The 19,535-nt window shown below is 54.4% G+C and carries 23 protein-coding genes; 15 read left to right on the top strand and 8 right to left on the bottom strand.

Annotated elements, in window-relative coordinates:
- The first annotated feature begins 309 nt into the window (after nt 1–309).
- From ACPUC7_RS02795 to ACPUC7_RS02840, 10 genes are all read left to right on the top strand, one after another.
- Nucleotides 310–714 (top strand): hypothetical protein, encoded by a 405-nt coding sequence (locus tag ACPUC7_RS02795; RefSeq protein WP_494921677.1) that lies wholly within the window; start codon nt 310–312, stop codon nt 712–714.
- A gap of 302 nt (nt 715–1,016) precedes the next feature.
- A complete protein-coding gene (exoX, locus tag ACPUC7_RS02800) occupies nt 1,017–1,694 on the top strand; it encodes an exodeoxyribonuclease X (protein WP_494921678.1) in 678 nt (225 codons plus the stop codon).
- A gap of 1 nt (nt 1,695) precedes the next feature.
- Nucleotides 1,696–2,364: an ATP-binding protein gene (locus tag ACPUC7_RS02805; protein ID WP_494921679.1), complete on the top strand. Its 669-nt coding sequence runs from the start codon at nt 1,696–1,698 to the stop codon at nt 2,362–2,364.
- An 11-nt stretch (nt 2,365–2,375) separates the two neighbouring features.
- A complete protein-coding gene (locus ACPUC7_RS02810) occupies nt 2,376–3,074 on the top strand; it encodes a hypothetical protein (RefSeq protein WP_494921680.1) in 699 nt (232 codons plus the stop codon).
- 60 nt (nt 3,075–3,134) lie between these two features.
- Nucleotides 3,135–3,326, top strand: a complete 192-nt coding sequence (locus tag ACPUC7_RS02815) for an ANR family transcriptional regulator (protein WP_293797286.1) — start codon at nt 3,135–3,137, stop codon at nt 3,324–3,326.
- On the top strand, nt 3,323–3,892 hold the full coding sequence (locus ACPUC7_RS02820; RefSeq protein ID WP_494921681.1) for an HD family hydrolase: 570 nt from the start codon (nt 3,323–3,325) through the stop codon (nt 3,890–3,892). Before ACPUC7_RS02815 ends, ACPUC7_RS02820 begins: the two co-directional genes overlap by 4 nt.
- Entirely contained in the window at nt 3,892–4,185 is a 294-nt protein-coding gene (locus tag ACPUC7_RS02825; RefSeq protein WP_494921682.1) for a hypothetical protein, read from the top strand. The genes ACPUC7_RS02820 and ACPUC7_RS02825 overlap by 1 nt, the downstream gene beginning before the upstream one ends.
- On the top strand, nt 4,182–4,451 hold the full coding sequence (locus ACPUC7_RS02830) for a hypothetical protein (protein WP_494921683.1): 270 nt from the start codon (nt 4,182–4,184) through the stop codon (nt 4,449–4,451). Before ACPUC7_RS02825 ends, ACPUC7_RS02830 begins: the two co-directional genes overlap by 4 nt.
- Before the next feature lie 225 nt (nt 4,452–4,676).
- Nucleotides 4,677–5,501 carry a DUF1281 family ferredoxin-like fold protein gene (locus tag ACPUC7_RS02835; protein ID WP_494921684.1) on the top strand — a complete coding sequence of 275 codons (825 nt, stop codon included), beginning with the start codon at nt 4,677–4,679 and terminating at the stop codon, nt 5,499–5,501.
- Between the two features lie 35 nt (nt 5,502–5,536).
- Nucleotides 5,537–5,659, top strand: a complete 123-nt coding sequence (locus tag ACPUC7_RS02840; protein ID WP_494921685.1) for a hypothetical protein — start codon at nt 5,537–5,539, stop codon at nt 5,657–5,659.
- Nucleotides 5,660–5,676: 17 nt separating this feature from the next.
- Here ACPUC7_RS02840 and ACPUC7_RS02845 read toward each other — a convergent pair whose 3' ends face one another.
- On the bottom strand, nt 5,677–5,937 hold the full coding sequence (locus ACPUC7_RS02845; RefSeq protein ID WP_494921686.1) for a hypothetical protein: 261 nt from the start codon (nt 5,935–5,937) through the stop codon (nt 5,677–5,679).
- 32 nt (nt 5,938–5,969) lie between these two features.
- Here ACPUC7_RS02845 and ACPUC7_RS02850 point away from each other — a divergent pair, with 32 nt between their 5' ends.
- From ACPUC7_RS02850 to ACPUC7_RS02860, 3 genes are all read left to right on the top strand, one after another.
- A complete protein-coding gene (locus ACPUC7_RS02850; RefSeq protein ID WP_494921687.1) occupies nt 5,970–6,854 on the top strand; it encodes a phage N-6-adenine-methyltransferase in 885 nt (294 codons plus the stop codon).
- Nucleotides 6,851–8,596: a DNA cytosine methyltransferase gene (locus ACPUC7_RS02855; protein WP_494921688.1), complete on the top strand. Its 1,746-nt coding sequence runs from the start codon at nt 6,851–6,853 to the stop codon at nt 8,594–8,596. The genes ACPUC7_RS02850 and ACPUC7_RS02855 overlap by 4 nt, the downstream gene beginning before the upstream one ends.
- An 89-nt stretch (nt 8,597–8,685) precedes the next feature.
- Nucleotides 8,686–8,877, top strand: coding sequence for a helix-turn-helix transcriptional regulator (locus tag ACPUC7_RS02860; protein WP_494921689.1), 192 nt, complete (start codon nt 8,686–8,688; stop codon nt 8,875–8,877).
- Here the strand turns inward: ACPUC7_RS02860 and ACPUC7_RS02865 are convergent.
- A complete protein-coding gene (locus ACPUC7_RS02865) occupies nt 8,858–10,039 on the bottom strand; it encodes a tyrosine-type recombinase/integrase (RefSeq protein ID WP_494921690.1) in 1,182 nt (393 codons plus the stop codon). The two genes, ACPUC7_RS02860 and ACPUC7_RS02865, sit on opposite strands and share 20 nt — an antisense overlap.
- A 179-nt stretch (nt 10,040–10,218) precedes the next feature.
- Here ACPUC7_RS02865 and sbcB point away from each other — a divergent pair, with 179 nt between their 5' ends.
- A complete protein-coding gene (gene sbcB, locus ACPUC7_RS02870) occupies nt 10,219–11,646 on the top strand; it encodes an exodeoxyribonuclease I (RefSeq protein WP_494921691.1) in 1,428 nt (475 codons plus the stop codon).
- A gap of 79 nt (nt 11,647–11,725) precedes the next feature.
- On the opposite strand, the gene ACPUC7_RS02875 is transcribed toward sbcB, so the two are convergent.
- The 5 genes from ACPUC7_RS02875 to ltnD all read right to left on the bottom strand — a co-directional run bounded on the left by ACPUC7_RS02875 (nt 11,726) and on the right by ltnD (nt 16,767).
- A complete protein-coding gene (locus tag ACPUC7_RS02875) occupies nt 11,726–13,078 on the bottom strand; it encodes a GntP family transporter (protein WP_494921941.1) in 1,353 nt (450 codons plus the stop codon).
- Nucleotides 13,079–13,194: 116 nt separating this feature from the next.
- The gene (locus ACPUC7_RS02880; RefSeq protein WP_494921692.1) at nt 13,195–13,974 is read right to left on the bottom strand and encodes an HPr family phosphocarrier protein; all 780 of its coding nucleotides are present in this window, start codon (nt 13,972–13,974) and stop codon (nt 13,195–13,197) included.
- Complete coding sequence (otnC, locus tag ACPUC7_RS02885; RefSeq protein WP_343551251.1) at nt 13,974–14,600, bottom strand: 3-oxo-tetronate 4-phosphate decarboxylase; 627 nt, start codon at nt 14,598–14,600, stop codon at nt 13,974–13,976. Before otnC ends, ACPUC7_RS02880 begins: the two co-directional genes overlap by 1 nt.
- A complete protein-coding gene (otnK, locus tag ACPUC7_RS02890; RefSeq protein ID WP_494921693.1) occupies nt 14,597–15,856 on the bottom strand; it encodes a 3-oxo-tetronate kinase in 1,260 nt (419 codons plus the stop codon). Before otnK ends, otnC begins: the two co-directional genes overlap by 4 nt.
- A 2-nt stretch (nt 15,857–15,858) precedes the next feature.
- Entirely contained in the window at nt 15,859–16,767 is a 909-nt protein-coding gene (ltnD, locus tag ACPUC7_RS02895; RefSeq protein WP_494921694.1) for an L-threonate dehydrogenase, read from the bottom strand.
- Nucleotides 16,768–17,026: 259 nt separating this feature from the next.
- Here ltnD and ygbI point away from each other — a divergent pair, with 259 nt between their 5' ends.
- A complete protein-coding gene (gene ygbI / locus ACPUC7_RS02900; protein ID WP_494921695.1) occupies nt 17,027–17,788 on the top strand; it encodes a DNA-binding transcriptional repressor YgbI in 762 nt (253 codons plus the stop codon).
- A gap of 84 nt (nt 17,789–17,872) precedes the next feature.
- Here ygbI and ACPUC7_RS02905 read toward each other — a convergent pair whose 3' ends face one another.
- Nucleotides 17,873–19,231 carry an APC family permease gene (locus tag ACPUC7_RS02905; RefSeq protein ID WP_343551246.1) on the bottom strand — a complete coding sequence of 453 codons (1,359 nt, stop codon included), beginning with the start codon at nt 19,229–19,231 and terminating at the stop codon, nt 17,873–17,875.
- Between the last annotated feature and the right edge of the window lie 304 nt (nt 19,232–19,535).

Here is a 19,535-nt window from a genome sequence, read left to right on the forward strand (position 1 = left end):
ATAAGCCGGGCATCATCCCGGCGCGCTGTAAGGAGCGGTTAATCCTTCAATCTCGTTCCGGGCGAGTTCAACCCGGATGACAGCCGGAAGAGACGGCACGCAATGGTGAGAGCTCTGAGCGGTGAATGACAGATGACGCCGCACGCCTGGTAAGCCAGAGCTCTCAGCCATTGTGGTGAATTGCAGTCCATCGAGGCAACCAGAAGATAAGCACCTGGCGCCACAATCCCATAAATGCTGTGTGTAGTCGTTGGCCCCCTTCAATGGGGGCATTTTTTTGGCTGCAATCCAGCGCACCGAGGAGTTCCCATGCAAATCATTCCCAAATTAACGCGGCAGCGCCTCGGCGAACTGCCAGCTGGCACGCCGATCCGCATTGGTAGCCGGGTAGTAATTTTCGACGGTTGCAGCATTGACCCCGACTACAAGGGCAACGACGAGACGTTCGTCAATTACATCGATGAGCGTGGCGATCGCCAGCGTTACTGCGAGTGGACGGTGCTGCAATCCGCTACCGAATTCACCGATTCAGAGCTGTGCAGCTACTGCGGTCGTTTCCGCCATCCCAACGACACGAAGGTGGGATGCATCCGCTTCTGGAACCGCTACGAAAACAAAACTTTCTGCGCTGATAACGAATGCGAACTTCGTTACCAGCAATCATTCCGCGTTCGGGCGGCCAGCCAGAGCAAATCAAGGAGACGCGCCTCATGAGCCCTATCGACCGTATGCAGTTCCGCCACCGCCTGACAGGTGCCGACTTCCACCCGCGCCGCCGCCACTGGCTGGCACCCGTAATCGTGGCCGCGCTTGTCGTGGCGGGGATGTGTGCCGGATGGATGTAGACACCATTATCCCGACCGAATTTGCGCTGAACGAAGCGATGCGAACATTGGCGCTAAACACCGTCCTCGCGATTTGCGAGCAAAACCAACTCAGTCCGGCAGATCTGCATCAGCTGGCAAACCAACTAGCGCAGCGCGAAGCAAACGCTGACGCCAAAACAGGAGCCCTGAATGTCCACAATCATTCGCGTGATCGACACTGAGACCACCAGCTTTGAAGGTGGCATCTGTGAGCTGGCAAGCATCGACATTGTCGATGGCAAACTGTGCAACCCCATGAGCGACTTCGTTAAGCCGCCTGAGCCAATCACTGTTGGCGCCATGGCGGTACACCATATCACCAATGAAATGGTCGCCGACGCGCCGCCGATTGATGATGTGATAGACCGTTATCAAGGCGCCTCTGTTTATGTCGCACACAACGCCGCGTTCGACCGCCCCAAACTACCTCAAATCACCGCGCCGTGGATCTGCACGCTAAAGCTGGCGCGCAAGCTCTATCCAGAGCTGGAAAGCCATTCGAACCAGTTCCTGCGCTATCACTTCATGCTCGACGTTGATGTGCCGGAAGGTCTCCATGCGCACCGCGCGCTTTATGACTGTTACGTCACCGCGGCGCTGCTGCTTCGCCTTAATCGTGATGCGCGATTCACCATAGCGCAGATGCGTGATATCTCCTCGCGCCCTTCCCTGCTACACGCTATGCGTTTTGGGAAATATAAGGGCATTCCGTTTGAAGAATGGGTTTTGGCTGATTTCAAATATCGGCGGTGGTGTTTTGACAACCTGACCGACGATGAAGATATCCAGTTCACCATCAGACATCACATGCAACAGACCGGAGGGTGATATGGGAACTCCAGTTCTGATTCTGGGGGACAGCGGCGCGGGAAAAACGTATAGCCTGCGCAACGTTAAGCCCGACAACACCATTTTGTTGCAGTGCATACCTAAATTGCTGCCATTCAAAGCCACCGGCTGGAAGCTGCACGGCAAGGTGCTGGATGACGGTTCACGCCAGCAGGGAAACATTTTCCGCTTTGATGACTGGAACCGGATCGGTGAACTGATCACCCGGTTTGGAAAACATCCCACAAAGCGCGTGCTGATAATTGACGATTTTCAGGTGGTCATGCAGCACGAAAACATGATGCGCGCCTATCAGACCGGCTTTCAAAAGTTCACGGAAATGGCCGATCACGTATGGCAGCTCATTACCGCAGCTACCGTGTTACCCGATGATTTCCGCGTTTACTTCCTCTGCCACACAGAGGAGAGCGACGGGAAAGTTCGCATGAAGACAATCGGCAAAATGCTGAATGAGAAATTAACGCCCGAAGGCTATTTCTCAATCGTGCTTCGCTGCATCAAGAAAGACGGGAAACACGTATTTCTGATCAAAGGCGATGACCACGACACCGCTAAAGCGCCGCCCGATATGTTCCCTGCTCTCACCGAAATGGATAACGACCTTCACGCGGTAGATACCGCCATCACCGAATTCATGACCGATTTATAAGGGGTTTATCAATGAATCAGCAACCTACGCCGATGGGCTTCGTGTGGAATGCCGAAGCCGCAGAGCTGGCTAAAACCGCAGGCTCGGCCGGCGGTATTTCCGAAACCGGCGCTTATGAGGGGGTAATCGCCTCCGCTGTGTACCAGTTCGGCAAAGACGGTAGCCAGTCGCAAGCGCTGGAACTCAGTCTGGACAGTAATGGCGCAAAAGCCAATTACCTCCGTATTAATTACTTCGGCAAGGATGGCGCGCCAACGTTCGGGCTTGGCCTGGTGAGCTCTCTGCTGTGGGCATGTCAGGTGAAAGACGCGCAACCAATGCAACAGCAGACCCCGGAGGGCATCGTTTGGACTAACCCTGCTCTCGTGGGTAAGAAAGTGGGCCTGATGTTGCAAAAGGTTCTCTACACCAAAAACGATGGCAGCGACGGCTATAAATTCGAAGTCCGCCATGTATTCCAACCTGGCACCCGCAAAACTTATTCAGAATATGCTGCCAACGAACCGGCCAATGTTATCGATCATCTGTGTGAAACGATGAAAGACAAGGACGATCGCCAGCCAAGTGCTGGAGCCACGATGAATCGTGGCTGGGGCCAGCCACAACAACCGACTCACACTGGAAACGTATCAAGGCTTGCTCAGAACGCTGGCAGTAATGGCGCTCAACAGCAGTCGGAGCCAGCTTGGGACGACGACATCCCGTTCTAACAAATAACCGGTCATCACAACCGCCTCGCCTGAGGCGGTTTTCATTTCTGGAGCGCCTCCATGAATAAATCCTACGCGTCACTTTCTGCCGAGGCGGTGAGCCTGGAAAAGAGCGGCGAATTCTTTAAGGCAACGCAGCTATGGCGCCAGGCTGAAAAACTTGCGCGCGGAGCGAACACCGAATGGTCGAATCAGCGTGCCAGCTTTTGTCATTGCGCTTACAAGCGCAGCAAACAGGAAAAAAAATCATGAGCTGGATCATCACTCAATCGGGCAAACACTTCGACTTCCTCGACATCTCGCCCGATGCGATTTGCATAGAAGACATTGCCTGCGCGCTGTCGAACCTTTGCCGCTTCACCGGCCAGCTGCAGGAATTTTACAGCGTGGCTCAGCATTCGGTGCACGTGAGCTACTTAGTGCCGCCGTCGTTCGCCCTTGATGCCCTGCTGCATGATGCGGCTGAAGCATACATTGGCGACTGCTCGTCACCGTTAAAGGCGCTGCTACCTGATTATCAGGAAATCGAAAAACGCGTTGAGCTGGCGATAGCGCGTAAGTTCGGGATCAGGACGTTAGGCAAGTGGCCGGAGGTGAAGCATGCGGACCTGGTGATGCTGGCGACTGAGCGGCGCGACCTTGATCTGGACGACGGCACGCCATGGCCGATGCTCGAGGACATTGAGCCAGCACCTATGCTCCTCGCCCCATTGAATCCACGACAAGCGCGCGTGGCATTCCTTCATCGCTATAACGAACTTAAAGGTGATCGCCATGGCTGCGCAGCGCGCGCCGTGGCGCGAGAACGGGGGCACTAATGTTTACTAAATGTGATTGTTTGGAAAAAGCGAAAGTTAAGCTTCATGAGCATCTTATGGAAGGTGTTCCTGAGGGTAGCGAACTCGGTAGTCGTTGGGATGGTTGCGGTTGGGATAACGAAGTTCTGATGTTTGGCAAAAATAGCGGCATAGCGGTGATGCTGAAGTACAAACTGGCTTTCCGTGCAAGAAAGAAAAATGGCGAGTTAGCCAAGAATTACACCCGAAAAGAATGCTCTCTGAAAATGACTTACTGCCCGCTGTGCGGTACCAAGCTGGAGGATGCATCATGAGTCAAAATCAGCAGCTGATTGAGCACTGCCGTGAAATTCTGGCGGAAACAGAGAACCACGAACAGTGGGCGGTTGATATGGCGATCGCTGCGTTGGCTCACCTCGAAGGTGACCAAAGTACCCGCATCCCTCCACCGATCACCGAAGAGGAAGGCTATCGCCTCAATACGTCGTGGCATGCAGGCGCTATTTTCCGTGATGGCGCGAACTGGATGCGTGATCGCGTAATTAAGTGGCCAGCTGGTGAGCAGGAGGATTCATGCTAATCGGCTTCGTTCTGCTTCTCGCCTCAGCAACCGTTGAGCTAATGCCAATCAACGAGCGCATTTATCCCGACAAGGTCTCTTGCGAGCGAATAAAAAAGCGATTGCTCGAGCGCCGGCCGATGGCTCAACTCGAGTGCTCCCCTGTTTACCGATAGCCGCGAAAGCGGTTTTTTTTACGCCTGTTTATAGAGACTTACTGCAAAAAAAATTATTTGAGAGGCCCACATGCCAAACCACGTTACAAACGAAGTGACCGTCATTGGTGGCACCAACAAACAGCGCGCGGCGTTCATTCGCGCAATCACCAATAAGCATGGCCGTATTGATTTCAATAACATCACTCGTATGCCAAAAAGCATGCTGATTGATGAAAGTTCCGATGTCGAAAACTTAGCCTCTGCCTTGTTGGGGAAACCTGCCGGTCGTTTTTTCTTCGGCGATATCGAAAACCCTAAAGAAGTTATTCGCAAAATGCGTGAGCGAGGTGCAAAACCTTCACACATCAAAAAGACCAAAGCGCATGCTTTACTACGTATCGAAAACATGCAGCGGCACGGCTATTGGTCTTGGTATGACTGGTCTTGTGATAAATGGGGAACAAAATGGAATGCATACGATGTTGAGATGCCTGTTCCAGCAGTTAAGGAGCGCGTTAAACATGGCTATCGTTACCGAAAAACTCATGTCACAGCTTATGCAAAACGCCTGTTTAAAAAGCGTCTAAATCGTCACGCTGAATCAGGTGCTGAATTGAAGATCCGCTTCGATACTGCATGGGCTAGCCCCGACCCAATTTTCGAAGAGATGGCGAAGCGCTTCCCTCACCTTGAATTCAGCATCCGGTACGCAGATGAAGATACCGGTTCGAATTGCGGGCAGTACCACATTAAAGGCGACCTCATTCACTCCAGCGAAATTGCGCCAAGATGGGGAGACCAATCGCCAGATGAAAAGCGCAAATGGACTGAATTTGCCTTCAGGCTTAGCAGACCAGATGTCGATCCCAAAGAGTATGGTTACGACGCTAACTGGAATTACATCGAAGACTAGCCCGCACCAAGCGGGTTAATTTTGGTTACCACTCCATGAAAAATCGAATCCGCGCGCATTACGCGCGCCACCAACCTTTCTATGACGTCGCCGCCATTGGTGGCGCGTGGATCCTGCTGCTCATCGCGGCGTTAAGTGCAGATCTCTATCTCAGCTGAGGTGATGTTATGGAAACTCAATTGCCAGCGGGAAAGCCTACTGGAGCGGCAGCCAGGTTACCTGCTGCTGTTCCGCATATGACTTTCCGCACCGGTTCAGCGGTGGCCGGTGCAATGGGTATCACATGGCTAAAAACTGCTTCGAAAACCGGCTTGGTTGCCTGAACTGCAATTGCCTTCATGAAGGCGGCTGCGATGTCATCAACGGAACTGAAAGCCCCGCCGAATGCCCCTACGTACTTGATTTTTGTACGTACTATCAAATCGATATCACCCAAACGAAAAAGTGCTGATCTGAGGTGCCAATATAATGACCGGTCATACAATTAACCCCTACTGCGCGGCGCTTGAAGCGCTTCGTGCGCAGCCAACTCACCAGCTCAAGAAAATCGGCGACCAGTGGCGATCACCAGACCGGCTTTGGTGGGGAATCAATTCGCTGTTCGGTCCGTTCGTGCTCGACCTATTTGCCGACCGCGACAACGCCAAGTGCGAGGCATATTACAGCGCTGAAGATAACGCATTAACCAAGAATTGGTCTGAACGCTTGGCAGTACTGAACGGCGCGGCGTTCGCCAATCCGCCATACAGCCGCGCCAGCATGCACGATGGTGTTCACATCACTGGTATGCGCCAAATCATGGCTCACACGCTAGCAATGCGCGAATTAGGCGGGCGTTATGTGTTTCTGATCAAGGCCGCAACTGGCGAGGTGTGGTGGCCGGAAGGTGCGGATCACATCGCCTTCGTACGTGGCCGCGTCAGTTTTGATTTGCCGATCTGGTATCGCCCTGAAGACGGGCAGCCTGCTGAATCATCCGCCGGGTTCGGCGCGGCGATCGCGGTGTTCGATAAAACGTGGCGCGGGCAAAAGTTTGATTACATCAGCCGCGACCATCTGGAAGCACGTGGCGACGGGTTCATGGCGCAGATTGAGCGCGCTGCAGCCAAGTTGGCACAACAGATTCAACCGCAAATTATTCCAGAAAATATTCCTGAAACCTCGAATGCGGTTTGGCCGGCTGAAGTAACACTCATCGCAGATCAGATTCCAGGCCTTCCCGCTATAAAACAAGACCACCAGCGTAAGGTTATGCACCACATAAACCGCATGCTGCTGGAGCGCCAGCCATCTGCCGAAATCATTGCTTCTGCCCTATCACTTACCGCCACCTTTGGAGTGCACGCCCAATGAGGGAAATCATCGTTGATAATTTTGCCGGTGGCGGCGGCGCCAGCACCGGCATTGAAATGGCTACCGGTCGCAGCGTGGACATTGCCATTAACCACGACCCAAACGCAATCGCCATGCACACCACTAATCACCCCGACACGCTGCACTACTGCGAATCGGTGTTTGATATTGACCCGGTGGCGGCGACCTGTGGCGCGCCGGTGGGCCTAGCCTGGTTCTCGCCAGACTGCCGCCACTTTAGTAAGGCTAAAGGCAGCAAACCGGTAAAAAAGGAAATTCGCGGTTTAGCGTGGATTGTCATTCGGTGGGCGCTGGCGAAGCGCCCGCGCGTTGTGATGCTGGAAAACGTGGAAGAGTTTAAAACGTGGGGGCCGCTGCTGGCGGATGAAGACAGGCCAGACACATCGCGCTCAGGCGAAACGTTCGCCGCGTTCGTGGGCATGCTCAGCACTGGCGTAGCAGATGATCACCCCGCGCTGGATGAAGTGTGCGAGTTCTTGCAGATTAACCGGCACAGCGCTGACGCTCGCCGCCTTACCACCGGTCTCGGCTACGCTGTTGAGTTTCGCGAGCTGCGCGCCTGCGATTATGGCGCGCCGACAATTCGCAAACGCTTCTTCATGGTGATGCGCTGCGATGATCAGCCGATTGAGTGGCCGCAACCTACACACGCTGATCCAAAAAGCCTGGCTGTTCAATCCGGGCATCTAAAACCGTGGCGCACCGCAGCGGAATGTATCGATTGGTCAATTCCCTGCCCCAGCATTTTCGAACGCAGCAAGCCGTTAGCAGAGAATACGCTTAAGCGCATCGCGCGCGGCATTCAGCGTTTCGTGATCGATAACCCAACGCCGTTCATCGTGAAGTGCAACCACACCAGCAACCAAACTAAATATGATTGCTTCCGGGGACAGTCGCTTGATGATCCGCTTCAGACGATCACTAAAACGCACGGTTATGCAGTTGTCGCGCCAGTGTTTGCCGGTACCGGCGGTTCAACATTTCAGATGAAGCCGCGCCCGGTCGACAAACCTTTCTTCACGCTGCTGACGCAGAACCGCACCAACGTGATCTGCCCAACGTTGATTCAGGTTGGATACGGTGAGCGACCTGGGCAGGCACCACGCATCCTTAATTTGCACAAACCAGTGGGCACTGTAACGGCTGGCGGTAACAAGTTTGCCCTCGTATCTGCATTCTTGGCTAAACACTTCGGCGGCAATTACACCGGACCCGGCGCCGAGATGGATGCGCCAGCGCATACGGTTACTACTACCGACCACCATGCGTTGGTCACGTCGAACCTGATTAAGTTTCGCGGTACCAACACCGGACAGCCTACAGATACGCCGCTGCACACTGTCACGGCCAGCGGCACGCATTTAGGCGAGGTGCGCGCGTTCCTGATGAAGTATTACGGGAATGAAAAAGGCGGCGTTGGCCTAACTGAACCGCTCGGCACCGTTACAACGAATGATCGCTTTGGTTTGGTCACGGTCGATGGTGCCGATTATCAAATCGTTGATATTGGAATGCGCATGCTACAGCCGCATGAGCTTTACGCGGCGCAGGGCTTCCCTTCCTGGTATGTCATCGACCGCGATTACCGCGGCAATAAATACGCCAAAGATAAGCAAGTGGCGCGGTGTGGCAATGCGGTACCGCCGCCGTTCGCAGAAGCGCTAGTGCGCGCCAACCTTCCTGAAATGTGCTTACCGCTGTCTCAAGAGAAAATTGCTTAACAAAACGCCCCTGATTGTTGCTATATGATAACAATCAGGCGTTATGGAGAGCTTTGTTGCTATATACCGACAAATTAGAGGAAATAACAATGACTGACTCTGCGCTGATCAAAGAAGAAGAAGTGATGAACAAATTGGACATCACGTCTCGAACCACGATGTGGAAATACTGCAAAAAGCACAATTTCCCGAAACCCGTTAGAACTCACCCAAAATCTTATCTGCGCCGCGATGTTGATGCGTGGATCCTCAACGGTGGAATCAACCAGCAGATTTCCTGATGTGCCAGAAAAGCTTATCAGCATGCAACTCATATGCCCTTCTCTGGTCCTCAATCCAATCATGTTTGTTATACACCGCCATCACGCCGCCCAATTCGTGCCCCAGCATTCTCTCTGTAACATGGGGCGCGATTCCTTCCTCTGACAACCTCGTCACCAACGTTCGCCGGAAATCATGCGCGCGCCAATAGCCAAGGTCGACTCCCTCGCGGATTCGGATGATGTAGCGGTTAGCTGCTGCGATGGTTATTGGCGCTTCTGTAATCGCACCGGGGAACAGTATTTGATCATACGTTTCCATCGCTTTTTCCAGCAGCGGTTTAATCTGTTCGAAGATTGGCCGCCGGATAACGTTTTTCATCTTGCTGTGCTCTTTCGGCACCGTCCAGACCCACTCTGATAAATCAAACTCAGCCCTTTCAGACAAACGCAACTCAGATACCCTAGCACCCCATAACATTAGCATCTGGTGCAAAAGTTTATTTGACGTGGCCGCCCTGCTTCTATCAATCGCAATCCAGATCTTAGCCAGTTCGCTGTAGGTCATTACCCGGCTGCCTGTTTCAGCGCGCACACCAACATCGCGCGGAGCTATACGCATTACAGACGCGCTGTCGATAACCTGCCGGCGAATGCACCATCCGATCGCAGTTCTGGTTTGTGACAGCAATTGCCTGGCGCGCCTGGGATTGATCTTCTCTTCCTTTGCAAAGAAATCGATCCATTGTTTAACGGTAATGTCACCGATCGCCCGTCCGGGAAATGCGCCGGATATGTTTTTAATTACGGTAGATTTGTATAGCTCACGCGTTTTTGGTCGCAGAACGACATCAACATATTGCTCTTGCCAGTAGGCCAGGCAATCGCCGACGGTCATTTGCGATTCACCAGTGACTTTTTCGAAATAACTGCGCGGATCTTTGTTACCGTCGTACAGAAGTCGCAGCTCTCCGGTAAGTGCTCGAGCGTCTTTAAGCGCCATCGCCGGATAGCGACCGAGGCCAAGCCTTTGAGGTTTACCGTTCCAGCGGTACCGGAACTGAAAGGTGATCACGCCCTTCGGAGAAATGCGCGCGCTGAGCCCATCAGCATCTGAAACTTCTGACGGGCCTGAATATGGTTTACCATGTATGGAACGTAGTTTCGTGTCGCTCAAGGCCATAATATTTTCTGTACGCAGCAAAAAGTGGGTTTTGTACCAACTGTGTACGCAATATTACATGGACAAGCGTGAACATCAATGAACACATGTGAACATATACAGTAGTTTTTAGGCGGGAGTTTAGAGGTTAATGCTTCTGATTCAGTGGGTTAATGAACAAATATGAACGGAAATAAACTTTGAAGAACGATCCCGAACAACCTACCTTCCTCTTCCACGATTATGAAACCTTCGGTAAAAGTCCATCGCTGGACCGTCCGGCGCAGTTTGCTGGCCTAAGAACCGATAAAGAATTCAATGCAGTAGGTGAACCGCAGGTGTTTTATTGCCAACCTGCTGACGACTATTTACCGCAGCCAGAAGCGGTGATGATCACCGGCATTACGCCGCAAACTGCCAAAGCGCGCGGCGTGACGGAAGCGGCGTTTGCTGAGCGCATTCACGGCCTGTTTAGCGAGCCGCAAACCTGTGTGATTGGTTACAACAATGTGCGTTTCGATGATGAAGTGACGCGCAATATCTTCTATCGCAACTTCTTCGATCCGTATGGCTGGAGCTGGCAAAACGGCAATTCCCGCTGGGATTTGCTGGACGTGATGCGTGCCTGTTACGCGCTGCGCCCGGAAGGCATTGAATGGCCGGAGAACGACGATGGTTTCCCAAGCTTCAAGCTGGAGCATCTCACCAAAGCCAACGGCGTGGCGCACGAACAGGCGCACGATGCGATGTCTGACGTGTATGCCACGTTAGCGATGGCAAAGCTGGTGAAAGAGAAGCAGCCGAAGTTGTTTGAGTTTCTGTTTACCCATCGCAACAAACAGAAACTGATGACATTGATTGATATCCCGCAGATGAAACCGCTGGTGCATGTTTCTGGCATGTTTGGTGCGGCACGCGGCAACACCAGCTGGATTGTGCCGTTGGCGTGGCATCCCGATAACCGTAATGCGCTGATTGTCGCCGATCTGGCTGGCGATATGTCGCCGCTGCTGGAGCTGGAACCCGATGAACTGCGCGAGCGTTTATATACGCGTCACAACGAGTTGGGCGACCGCACCGCGGTGCCGATTAAGCTGGTGCACATCAATAAGTGTCCGGTGCTGGCACCGGCGAATACCTTGCGCCCGGAAGATGCCGACCGGCTGAATATTGATCGCCAACACTGTCTCGCCAACCTCGCGCTATTGCGCGCGCATGCCGAAGTGCGCGAGAAAGTGGTGACGCTGTTTGCCGAAGCCGAGCCGTTTACGCCATCAGATGATGTGGATGCGCAGTTGTATGACGGCTTCTTTAGCGATGCTGACCGCGCGGGCATGAACATTGTGCGCCAGACGCCGCCGCAGAATTTGCCGGCGCTGGATTTGACCTTCGAGGATAAACGTATTGCCAAGCTGCTGTTCCGCTATCGTGCGCGTAATTTCCCCGGCACGCTGGATGATAAAGAGCAGCAGCGCTGGTTGCAGCATCGCCGCGAAGCGTTGAACGCCGAGCGCGTGCAGGCGTTTCTGTTGGAATTGGAGTCGCTGGCAAGTTTGCATGAAGAGAATGCCGAGAAGATGGCGCAGTTGAAGACGCTGTATTTGTATGCGCAGGAGCTGGTGTCGTAATTGAAAAAAGGTCGCCAAAAATAGCGACCCTACGGGTGAATGGTTTTGTAGGGTCACCATTTATGGTGACCCGGCAACCTTAAATCATCGCCCACACTGCCCACGTCAGGGCGAAACCGCTCAAGCCCATCACCGTGGTCAGCACCGTCCAGGTCTTCAAACCATCGGCAACAGACAAGCCCAGATAGCGTGTCACCACCCAGAAACCAGCGTCATTAACGTGCGACAAGCCTAACCCGCCGAAACACGCCGCCAGGGTAACCAGCACGCGCTGCATATCCGTCACATCGCCCACCGCCTGGCTTAGTAATCCGCTGGTAGTCAAAATCGCGACCGTGGCCGAACCCTGCGAGGCACGCAGCGCCAGCGACAGGATAAACGCGGCTGGAATCAGCGGCAGATGCAAGGTTTCCAGCGTCAGCGCCAGCGCTTTGCCCACGCCGGATTCCACCAGCACTTTACCAAACGCGCCACCGGCACCAGCGACCAGAATCACGCTCGCAGAACTCGGAATCGCACGACCGGTAAGATCTTCTAGCTTCTCTTTGCTCCAGCCACGGCGCACGCCCAGCAGCCACGCCGCCAAACCCAACGCAATCAGCAGCGCAATCGGCGGCGTACCAATTACCGTCATCACCGAGCGCAGCACGCTATCTTCCGGCAGCATGCTGTGCGACAGCGTACCCAGCACAATCAGCAGAATCGGTACAATAATCAAACCGGTAATGGTCATCGCGCCTGGCGCTGGCGCATCGTTTTTTGCCGCGCCTTCTGGCTTCGCCAACTGCAATTGCTCCAGCACATCAACCGAAAGATGGTACTGACGCAGGTTCATCGCTTTGGCCACGAAATAGCCCACCACGCCCACCGGGATGGAGATCAGGATGCCGAGCATCATCAGCCAACCCATATCGGTATGCAGAATACCGGCCGCCGCAGCAGCACCCGGATGCGTCGGCAACGCCACGTGCACCGTCAGCATCACACCGGCCATCGGCAGGCCAAATTTCAGCGGCGATACGCGCGCCACTTTGGTGAAGCCGTAAATCAGTGGGATCACGATGATAAAGCCGACTTCGAAGAACACCGGAATACCCAGGATAAACGCCGCCATGGTCAGCGCTGCAACCGTGCGCTTGATGCCCAGCGATTTGCTGAAGTGCTGCGCCAGCGATTCGGCACCGCCCGAGGCTTCAATCACCGCACCTAACATCGCGCCCAGCACGATGATAATCGTGATGTGACCCAGCAAATTGCCCATCCCGCTAAAGATGGTTTCCATGATTTTGTCGGCCGGAATGCCGGTCGCAATCGCCACCAGCAAACTCACGATCAGTAAAGCAACAAACGGGTGAACTTTGGTTTTAATCACCAGCAACAGCAAGATCACAATGCTGGCGGTAGCTATAGCAAGCAACAACGCAGTTGACATCATAAACCTCTATTTTATAAGTATTTTCGGGTACAGCTTTCTCTGGTATTGGCGAAATTAGGTAAGACTTCACCGGCACAGCGCAAAGTGCACTGTGCGGGGCACAACAAAATCACTTATTTAGCGTACGGCGCGAACCAGCCCAGACCGGCTTCGGTGCGGCCGCGCGGGATGTATTCGCATCCCACCCAACCGTCGTAGCCCACTTCATCCAGCAGATTGAAAATGTAGGCGTAATTCACTTCACCTTCGTCCGGTTCATGACGATGTGGCGCAGAGGCGATTTGGATGTGACGATAGCGTCCAGAATATTCCCGAATCAGGTGGGTGAGATTGCCATCCACCAGTTGCGCATGGAACAGATCGAGCTGCGTGAACACGTTCGGGCGATCAATACGTTCCATCATCGCCAGCGTTTGGTATTGGCTTGAGTACAGGTAATTCGGCTTGGTCACCGGATTAAGCGCTTCCAGCAGCAAGCGAATGCCGTGCGGCGCAAACTGCTCGCTGGCATAATGCATATTGCGCACAAAAGTGGCTTCATATTCGGCACGATCGGCACCGTTCGGCACCGTTGCCGCCATCACGTGCACCTGCTTCACATTCAGCGCCAGCGCATATTCCAGCGCACGGTCGATATCGGCACGCGCATCCGCTTCGCGCCCCGGAATGGCCGAAACGCCCCACTCGCCCGCTTGCACGTTGCCCGCGGCGGTGTTGAACAGCACCAGTTCCAGTTGATGTTGTTCCAGCTCGGCTTTGATCACGTCTGCTGGATAATCATAAGGAAACAGGAACTCCACCGCGCGGAAACCGGCATTCGCCGCCGCGGCAAAGCGTTCGATAAACGGCAGCTCACCGAACTGCGTGGATAAATTGGCTGCAAACTTTGGCATTAGAAATTCCTCAATTCCGCAACTTCGCTATCGGTGAGATAACGGATCGAGCGGTCGCCGAGCGTAAACATCAAACGCGCGGTCTCTTCCAGTTCTTCGGTGTTATTGGCGGCTTCACGCAGCGATTTCCCCACCACCACCGGACCGTGATTCGCCAGCAGGAAAGCGTTGTAGCGCGACGCCAGATTGGCTAAATCATCCGCCAGACGCTGATCGCCGGGCTTGTAATACGGCACCACCGGCACATCACCGACGCGCATCACCACGTACGGCGTGAACGGGCGAATGCAGTTTTCGCTGTCGAGATCGTTGAGGCAGGAGAGCGCAGTCAAATAGTGGCTGTGCAGATGCACCACCGCTTTGCACTCGGGATTATTCAGGTACAGCGCACGGTGAAACGCCACTTCTTTCGACGGTTTGTCGCCAGAGATCCACTCGCCTTGCAAGGTCACTTTTGACAGGCGATCGGCCTGCAATTCGCCGAGGCAGGAGCCGGTTGGTGTTGCAAGCAGGTTGCCATCTTCCAGCAGCAACGACAGATTGCCCGCCGAACCGGTGGCGTAGCCGCGCTGGAAAAACGAGGCGCCGAGTTGCACCATCTCTTCGCGTGCTTGTTGTTCGGTCATGCTGAAAACTCCGTTTGTGCGCGGGCAAAGAACTGTTCGTCGCCAAAGTTGCCGGATTTCAGGGCCAGCGACAGCGGTTGATGGATATCACGCACCCACGGCACGCCGGGCGAAATCATCGGCCCGATATGAAAAGCGGTCACGCCGAGACTCTGCGCCACCACGCCGGAGGTTTCACCACCTGCCACAATAAAGCGCTGCCAGCCGCGTTTTTGCAGTTCACGCGTCACGTTGGCAAACAGTTGCTCAACCGCCTCGCTGCTGCGCGCCGCGCCATATTGTTGCTGAATCGCCTGCAACTGTTGCGCATCGGCGGTAGCAAACAGCAGCGGAGCCAGGGCCGGTTGATGATGGGCTTCCACCCAATCGCACAGTTGTTGTGCGTAACCGGCCGCATCTTCAAGGCAACGTTCCACTAACACTTCATGTGATGGCGCTTGTTGGCGATATGCCGCCACCTGGCGATTGGTCATTTGCGAGCAGGAACCGGAAATCACCACCGCACGTTCGCCCTGCGGGCGTCCAGCTTGTTCAGCATCGCTATTCTGCTGCTGCGTGGCCCACGCGCGCGCAATGCCAATCGCCAAACCGGAACCGCCGGTCACCAAACGCATGGCTTTCAACGCTTCACCTTGAGTCAGCAAATGCTGTTCATGCAGCGCATCAAGTACCACATAGTTGATGCCCTGCACTTTCAATGCGTCCAGCTGCTCACGTACCGCGTCGGCACCTTTATCCAATTGCGCAGCATTGATCACCGCGGCCTGACCTTGGGCCTGGCGCGTCATCAAACGCACCAGATTGCTGTCGTTCATTGGCGTCACTGGATGGTGGCGCATGCCTGATTCGGACAGCAGCTGGTCGGCGACAAACAGATAGCCCTGATACACAGTGCGACCGTTGACCGGCAGCGACGGCGAGATCACCGTTTGCGTTTCGCCCAGTGCCGCCAGCAGCGCATCGGTAACTGGGCCGATGTTGCCCTGTTCGGTGCTGTCGAAAGTCGAGCAATATTTGAAGTAGAAACGGTCGCAGCCCTGCTGTTGCAGCCATTTTAATGCCGCCAGCGATTGATCAATCGCCTGTTGTGCCGGGCAAGAACGAGACTTCAGGCTGATGACAATCGCCTGCGCGCTCAGTTCATCGTGCTCGGCAGGTACGCCGTTGAACTGAATGGTCGGCAACCCGTTTTGCACCAGAAAACTGGCGATGTCGGTCGCGCCGGTAAAGTCGTCTGCAATTACGCCTAAACGCATAATTACTTCTCCTTGCCCTGCGGCAGCGTGATGCCGCTGAAAATCTTGATCACCGCGCTGTCGTCTTCACGGCCGTGACCGGCGTTGCTGGCTTCGGTAAACATGTTGAGTGCGGTTGAGGCCAGCGGCAGCGGGAAATGCAGCGACTTGGCGGTATCCGCCACCAGATTGAGATCCTTAACGAAGATATCCACCGCGGATTTTGGTGAGTAATCACCATCGACGACGTGACGCATGCGGTTCTCAAACATCCACGAGTTGCCCGCCGCGTTGGTCACCACGTCATACATGGTGTCGAGCGGAATGCCCGCGCGCGCCGCCAGCGCCATCGCTTCCGCACCAACGGCGATATGCACGCCCGCCAGCAACTGGTGGATGATTTTGACGGTGGAACCGAGGCCGATTTCACTGCCAACGCGATAAACCTTCGCGGCGACCGCATCCAGCACCGGCTTGAGCAACGCAAAGGCTTCATCGCTACCCGAAGCCATCACCGTCATCTCGCCCACCGCCGCTTTCGCTGCGCCGCCAGAAACCGGAGCATCCAGCATCAACAACTGGTGTTGTGTAAGCTGTTGTTCAATCGCCTGCGCATCTTGTGAAGAAATGGTAGAGGACACCATCACCACTGTGCCCGGCTTCAGTTGCGCGGCAACACCGTTTTCACCAAACAGAATCGCTTTCACTTGCGCGGCATTCACCACCAGCAGCAATACGGCATCGAGCTCTGCGGCAAAGTTGGCTGCGGAGGTCTGTGCATCACGCGCACCGGCCTGACGCAAGGTTTCCAGCGCCTGCGGATTGAGATCAACACCCCAGGTATTTAATCCAGCGCGGATACAAGACTGCGCTGCGCCCATGCCCATGGAACCTAAACCAATCACGCCGATGTTATTCACGGTTGCTGACACAGCAAACCTCCATTGTTAATTAAAGTGATAATTTGTTCATTGGTGTTAAGTCTGCCGCAGAAACTGGTCAGGAAACGTGCGTGACATCACAAAAATTAACTTATCCAATGAACATTTAACATCCTTTCACACCTTGAGTTGTTAGCAACAACCTCAGCATTGACGGGATTTTTGCTTAGTTTACGGCAAGATAAATTGTGCTGCGGCCTGTGAATCGATGATCTACAATGTGAAAAAATGATAATTCAGGGAGAGCATCATGATTCCGGTTGAACGTCATCAACAGATTCTAGCGTTGGTTGCTGAGCGCGGCGTGGTGAGCATTGCCGAGTTGACGGAAAGATTAGGCGTGTCGCATATGACGATTCGCCGCGACGTGCAGAAGCTGGAGGAACAAGGCGCGGTGTTGTCGGTTTCGGGCGGCGTGCGTTCAGCAGATCGGTTGGCGGCGGAGCCTTCACATCTGGCGAAAACCAGCATGTACAGCGGCGAGAAGATGGCAATCGGGCAATATGCCGCGCGCCATATTCCGCGTAACAGTTGTATTTACATTGATGCCGGCACCACCACATTGGCGCTGGCGCGAGAGTTAGTGGAGCGCGACGATTTGCTGGTCGTGACCAATGATTTCGTGATTGCCCGCCTATTGATGGAGAGCAGCGGCTGCAAGCTGATTCACACTGGCGGCACGGTGTGTCGTGAGAACCGATCCAGCGTCGGTGAAGCCGCAGCGCGCAGTTTGCGCCAGTTGGCGATCGATATCGCGTTTATCTCAGCGTCATGTTGGGGCCCGCGCGGCTTGTTTACGCCGGATGAAGATAAGGTGCCGGTGAAGCTGGCGGCGAGCGATGTCAGCAGCAAGCGCGTATTGCTGAGTGATAGTTCGAAGTACAACAAAATTGCTACGCATCTGGCGTTGCCGCTAGAGCGCTTTGATACTTTGATTACCGATGCCGAGTTAAGTAAAGCCGGGCGTGAGACGTTGAGCGCGGGGAGTTGGGAGTTGGTGTTGGCGGGTTAGTATTTTGCGGTTTTAAACCAGGTCGCCATAAATGGCGACCCTACATTGTAGGGTGCGCGCGATTCGCGCACCTAGTTATTCACATCAAACTTCTTCGCTGAACTGCGGCACTGGATTGCGGAAGGTGCGGGTAACAAACGCGAGGTAAATAATACCAATCGCTGCCCACACCAGGCCGAGCACCATTGAGGTCTCTTCCAGGTTAATCCACAACGCACCCACCGTCAGCGCGCCCATCACCGGCAGCACCAGATAGTTCAGGTGATCTTTCAGCGTCTTGTTACGCTGCTCACGGATCCAGAACTGGGCAATCACCGACAGGTTCACAAAAGTAAACGCCACCAGCGCACCGAAGTTAATCAGCGCGGTTGCCGTGACCAGGTCGAAGTTGATCGCCAGCAGCGCCACACCACCCACCAGCAGCACGTTCAGTGACGGCGTGCGGTAAGTTGGGTGGATGAAGCCGAAGAAACGCTGTGGGAACACGCCATCACGGCCCATCACGTACATCAAGCGCGAAACACCGGCGTGCGCCGCCATGCCCGATGCCAATACCGTCACCACCGAGAAGATCAGGATGCCGATTTGCAGCGCTTTACCCGCAACAAACAGCATGATTTCTGGCTGTGAAGAGTCCGGATTGGTGAAACGTGAGATGTCCGGGAAGTACAGTTGCAGGAAGTAAGAGACACCAATAAAGATCACACCACCAATCAGCGCGGTGAGGAAAATCGCGCGCGGGATAGTGCGTTCAGCATCTTTGGTCTCTTCCGACAGCGAACTGATGCCGTCAAAGCCGAGGAACGAGAAGCAGAGAATGGTCGCGCCGGTAATCATCGGCACCACATGTGCGTTCTCAGACCAGAACGGTTTCGTGCTGGTCAGGGTTCCTGCGCCAACACCGTGTGCCACACCGTAAACCACCATGCCGGTAATCACGACCATCACCACCACTTGCAGCACCACGATCACGCTGTTGAAGTTGGCAACGGTTTTGATTCCGCGCAAGTTGGAGATGGTCATAAAGGCCACCAGCAACACCACGAAAATCCACGACGGAATGCCCGGCACCAGCGTTTCAAAATAGCTTTTCGCCAGCAGGATGTTGATCATCGGCATGAACAGGTAGTCCAGCAGTGATGACCAGCCAACCATAAAGCCGACGTGCGGACTGATAGCCTTCTGAGCATAGGTGTAAGCGGAGCCCGCAGATGGGAAGCGGCGTACCAGCTTGCCGTAGCTCACGGCAGTAAACAGAATCGCAATCAGGGCGAAAGCATAAGCGGTGGCGACGTGGCCGTCGGTCAATCCTGACACGATGCCGAAAGTATCAAACAGGGTCATTGGCTGCATATACGCCAGGCCCATCATGACAACCGGGATCAGGGTCAGAGATTTTTTCAGGTGTGCACGCTGAGGTGCGGCAGAGGTATTAAGCGACATGCTTCAGGCCCTCGTTGAAAAGGACGCTGCGCACTGTGTTGCAGTGAGAAGTGGTATAAGTGTTTGCGATTGTTGCGGCGCCGTAGTCGTCACGGAAGCGCGCGCCAGCCTGAGCTGGTGCAATGGTAAACAGTCCCATCTTTGTTTTCCTCAAATCTCACGCACAACGCGTGTTATCAGTATCTATCTATCCGGATGCGTGTCCGGCCTCGTTTGAATGTCAGTGAGTACATCATGCAAAAAAATAACCGACGGGATAAGCGTCGGTTATGTTTCTCATTTTGCAGGGCGCGTATTTTGCCCC

Source organism: Pantoea sp. CFCC18179, from assembly GCF_059412405.1.

What these genes read in the sequence shown, in the direction of transcription:
- ACPUC7_RS02795 (WP_494921677.1), top strand. Translation starts at nt 310, where the DNA reads ATGCAAATCATTCCCAAATTAACGCGGCAGCGCCTCGGCGAACTGCCA.
- exoX (WP_494921678.1), top strand. Translation starts at nt 1,017, where the DNA reads ATGTCCACAATCATTCGCGTGATCGACACTGAGACCACCAGCTTTGAA.
- ACPUC7_RS02805 (WP_494921679.1), top strand. Translation starts at nt 1,696, where the DNA reads ATGGGAACTCCAGTTCTGATTCTGGGGGACAGCGGCGCGGGAAAAACG.
- ACPUC7_RS02810 (WP_494921680.1), top strand. Translation starts at nt 2,376, where the DNA reads ATGAATCAGCAACCTACGCCGATGGGCTTCGTGTGGAATGCCGAAGCC.
- ACPUC7_RS02815 (WP_293797286.1), top strand. Translation starts at nt 3,135, where the DNA reads ATGAATAAATCCTACGCGTCACTTTCTGCCGAGGCGGTGAGCCTGGAA.
- ACPUC7_RS02820 (WP_494921681.1), top strand. Translation starts at nt 3,323, where the DNA reads ATGAGCTGGATCATCACTCAATCGGGCAAACACTTCGACTTCCTCGAC.
- ACPUC7_RS02825 (WP_494921682.1), top strand. Translation starts at nt 3,892, where the DNA reads ATGTTTACTAAATGTGATTGTTTGGAAAAAGCGAAAGTTAAGCTTCAT.
- ACPUC7_RS02830 (WP_494921683.1), top strand. Translation starts at nt 4,182, where the DNA reads ATGAGTCAAAATCAGCAGCTGATTGAGCACTGCCGTGAAATTCTGGCG.
- ACPUC7_RS02835 (WP_494921684.1), top strand. Translation starts at nt 4,677, where the DNA reads ATGCCAAACCACGTTACAAACGAAGTGACCGTCATTGGTGGCACCAAC.
- ACPUC7_RS02840 (WP_494921685.1), top strand. Translation starts at nt 5,537, where the DNA reads ATGAAAAATCGAATCCGCGCGCATTACGCGCGCCACCAACCTTTCTAT.
- ACPUC7_RS02850 (WP_494921687.1), top strand. Translation starts at nt 5,970, where the DNA reads ATGACCGGTCATACAATTAACCCCTACTGCGCGGCGCTTGAAGCGCTT.
- ACPUC7_RS02855 (WP_494921688.1), top strand. Translation starts at nt 6,851, where the DNA reads ATGAGGGAAATCATCGTTGATAATTTTGCCGGTGGCGGCGGCGCCAGC.
- ACPUC7_RS02860 (WP_494921689.1), top strand. Translation starts at nt 8,686, where the DNA reads ATGACTGACTCTGCGCTGATCAAAGAAGAAGAAGTGATGAACAAATTG.
- ACPUC7_RS02865 (WP_494921690.1), bottom strand. Translation starts at nt 10,039, where the DNA reads ATGGCCTTGAGCGACACGAAACTACGTTCCATACATGGTAAACCATAT.
- ACPUC7_RS02875 (WP_494921941.1), bottom strand. Translation starts at nt 13,078, where the DNA reads ATGTCAACTGCGTTGTTGCTTGCTATAGCTACCGCCAGCATTGTGATC.
- ACPUC7_RS02880 (WP_494921692.1), bottom strand. Translation starts at nt 13,974, where the DNA reads ATGCCAAAGTTTGCAGCCAATTTATCCACGCAGTTCGGTGAGCTGCCG.
- otnC (WP_343551251.1), bottom strand. Translation starts at nt 14,600, where the DNA reads ATGACCGAACAACAAGCACGCGAAGAGATGGTGCAACTCGGCGCCTCG.
- otnK (WP_494921693.1), bottom strand. Translation starts at nt 15,856, where the DNA reads ATGCGTTTAGGCGTAATTGCAGACGACTTTACCGGCGCGACCGACATC.
- ygbI (WP_494921695.1), top strand. Translation starts at nt 17,027, where the DNA reads ATGATTCCGGTTGAACGTCATCAACAGATTCTAGCGTTGGTTGCTGAG.
- ACPUC7_RS02905 (WP_343551246.1), bottom strand. Translation starts at nt 19,231, where the DNA reads ATGTCGCTTAATACCTCTGCCGCACCTCAGCGTGCACACCTGAAAAAA.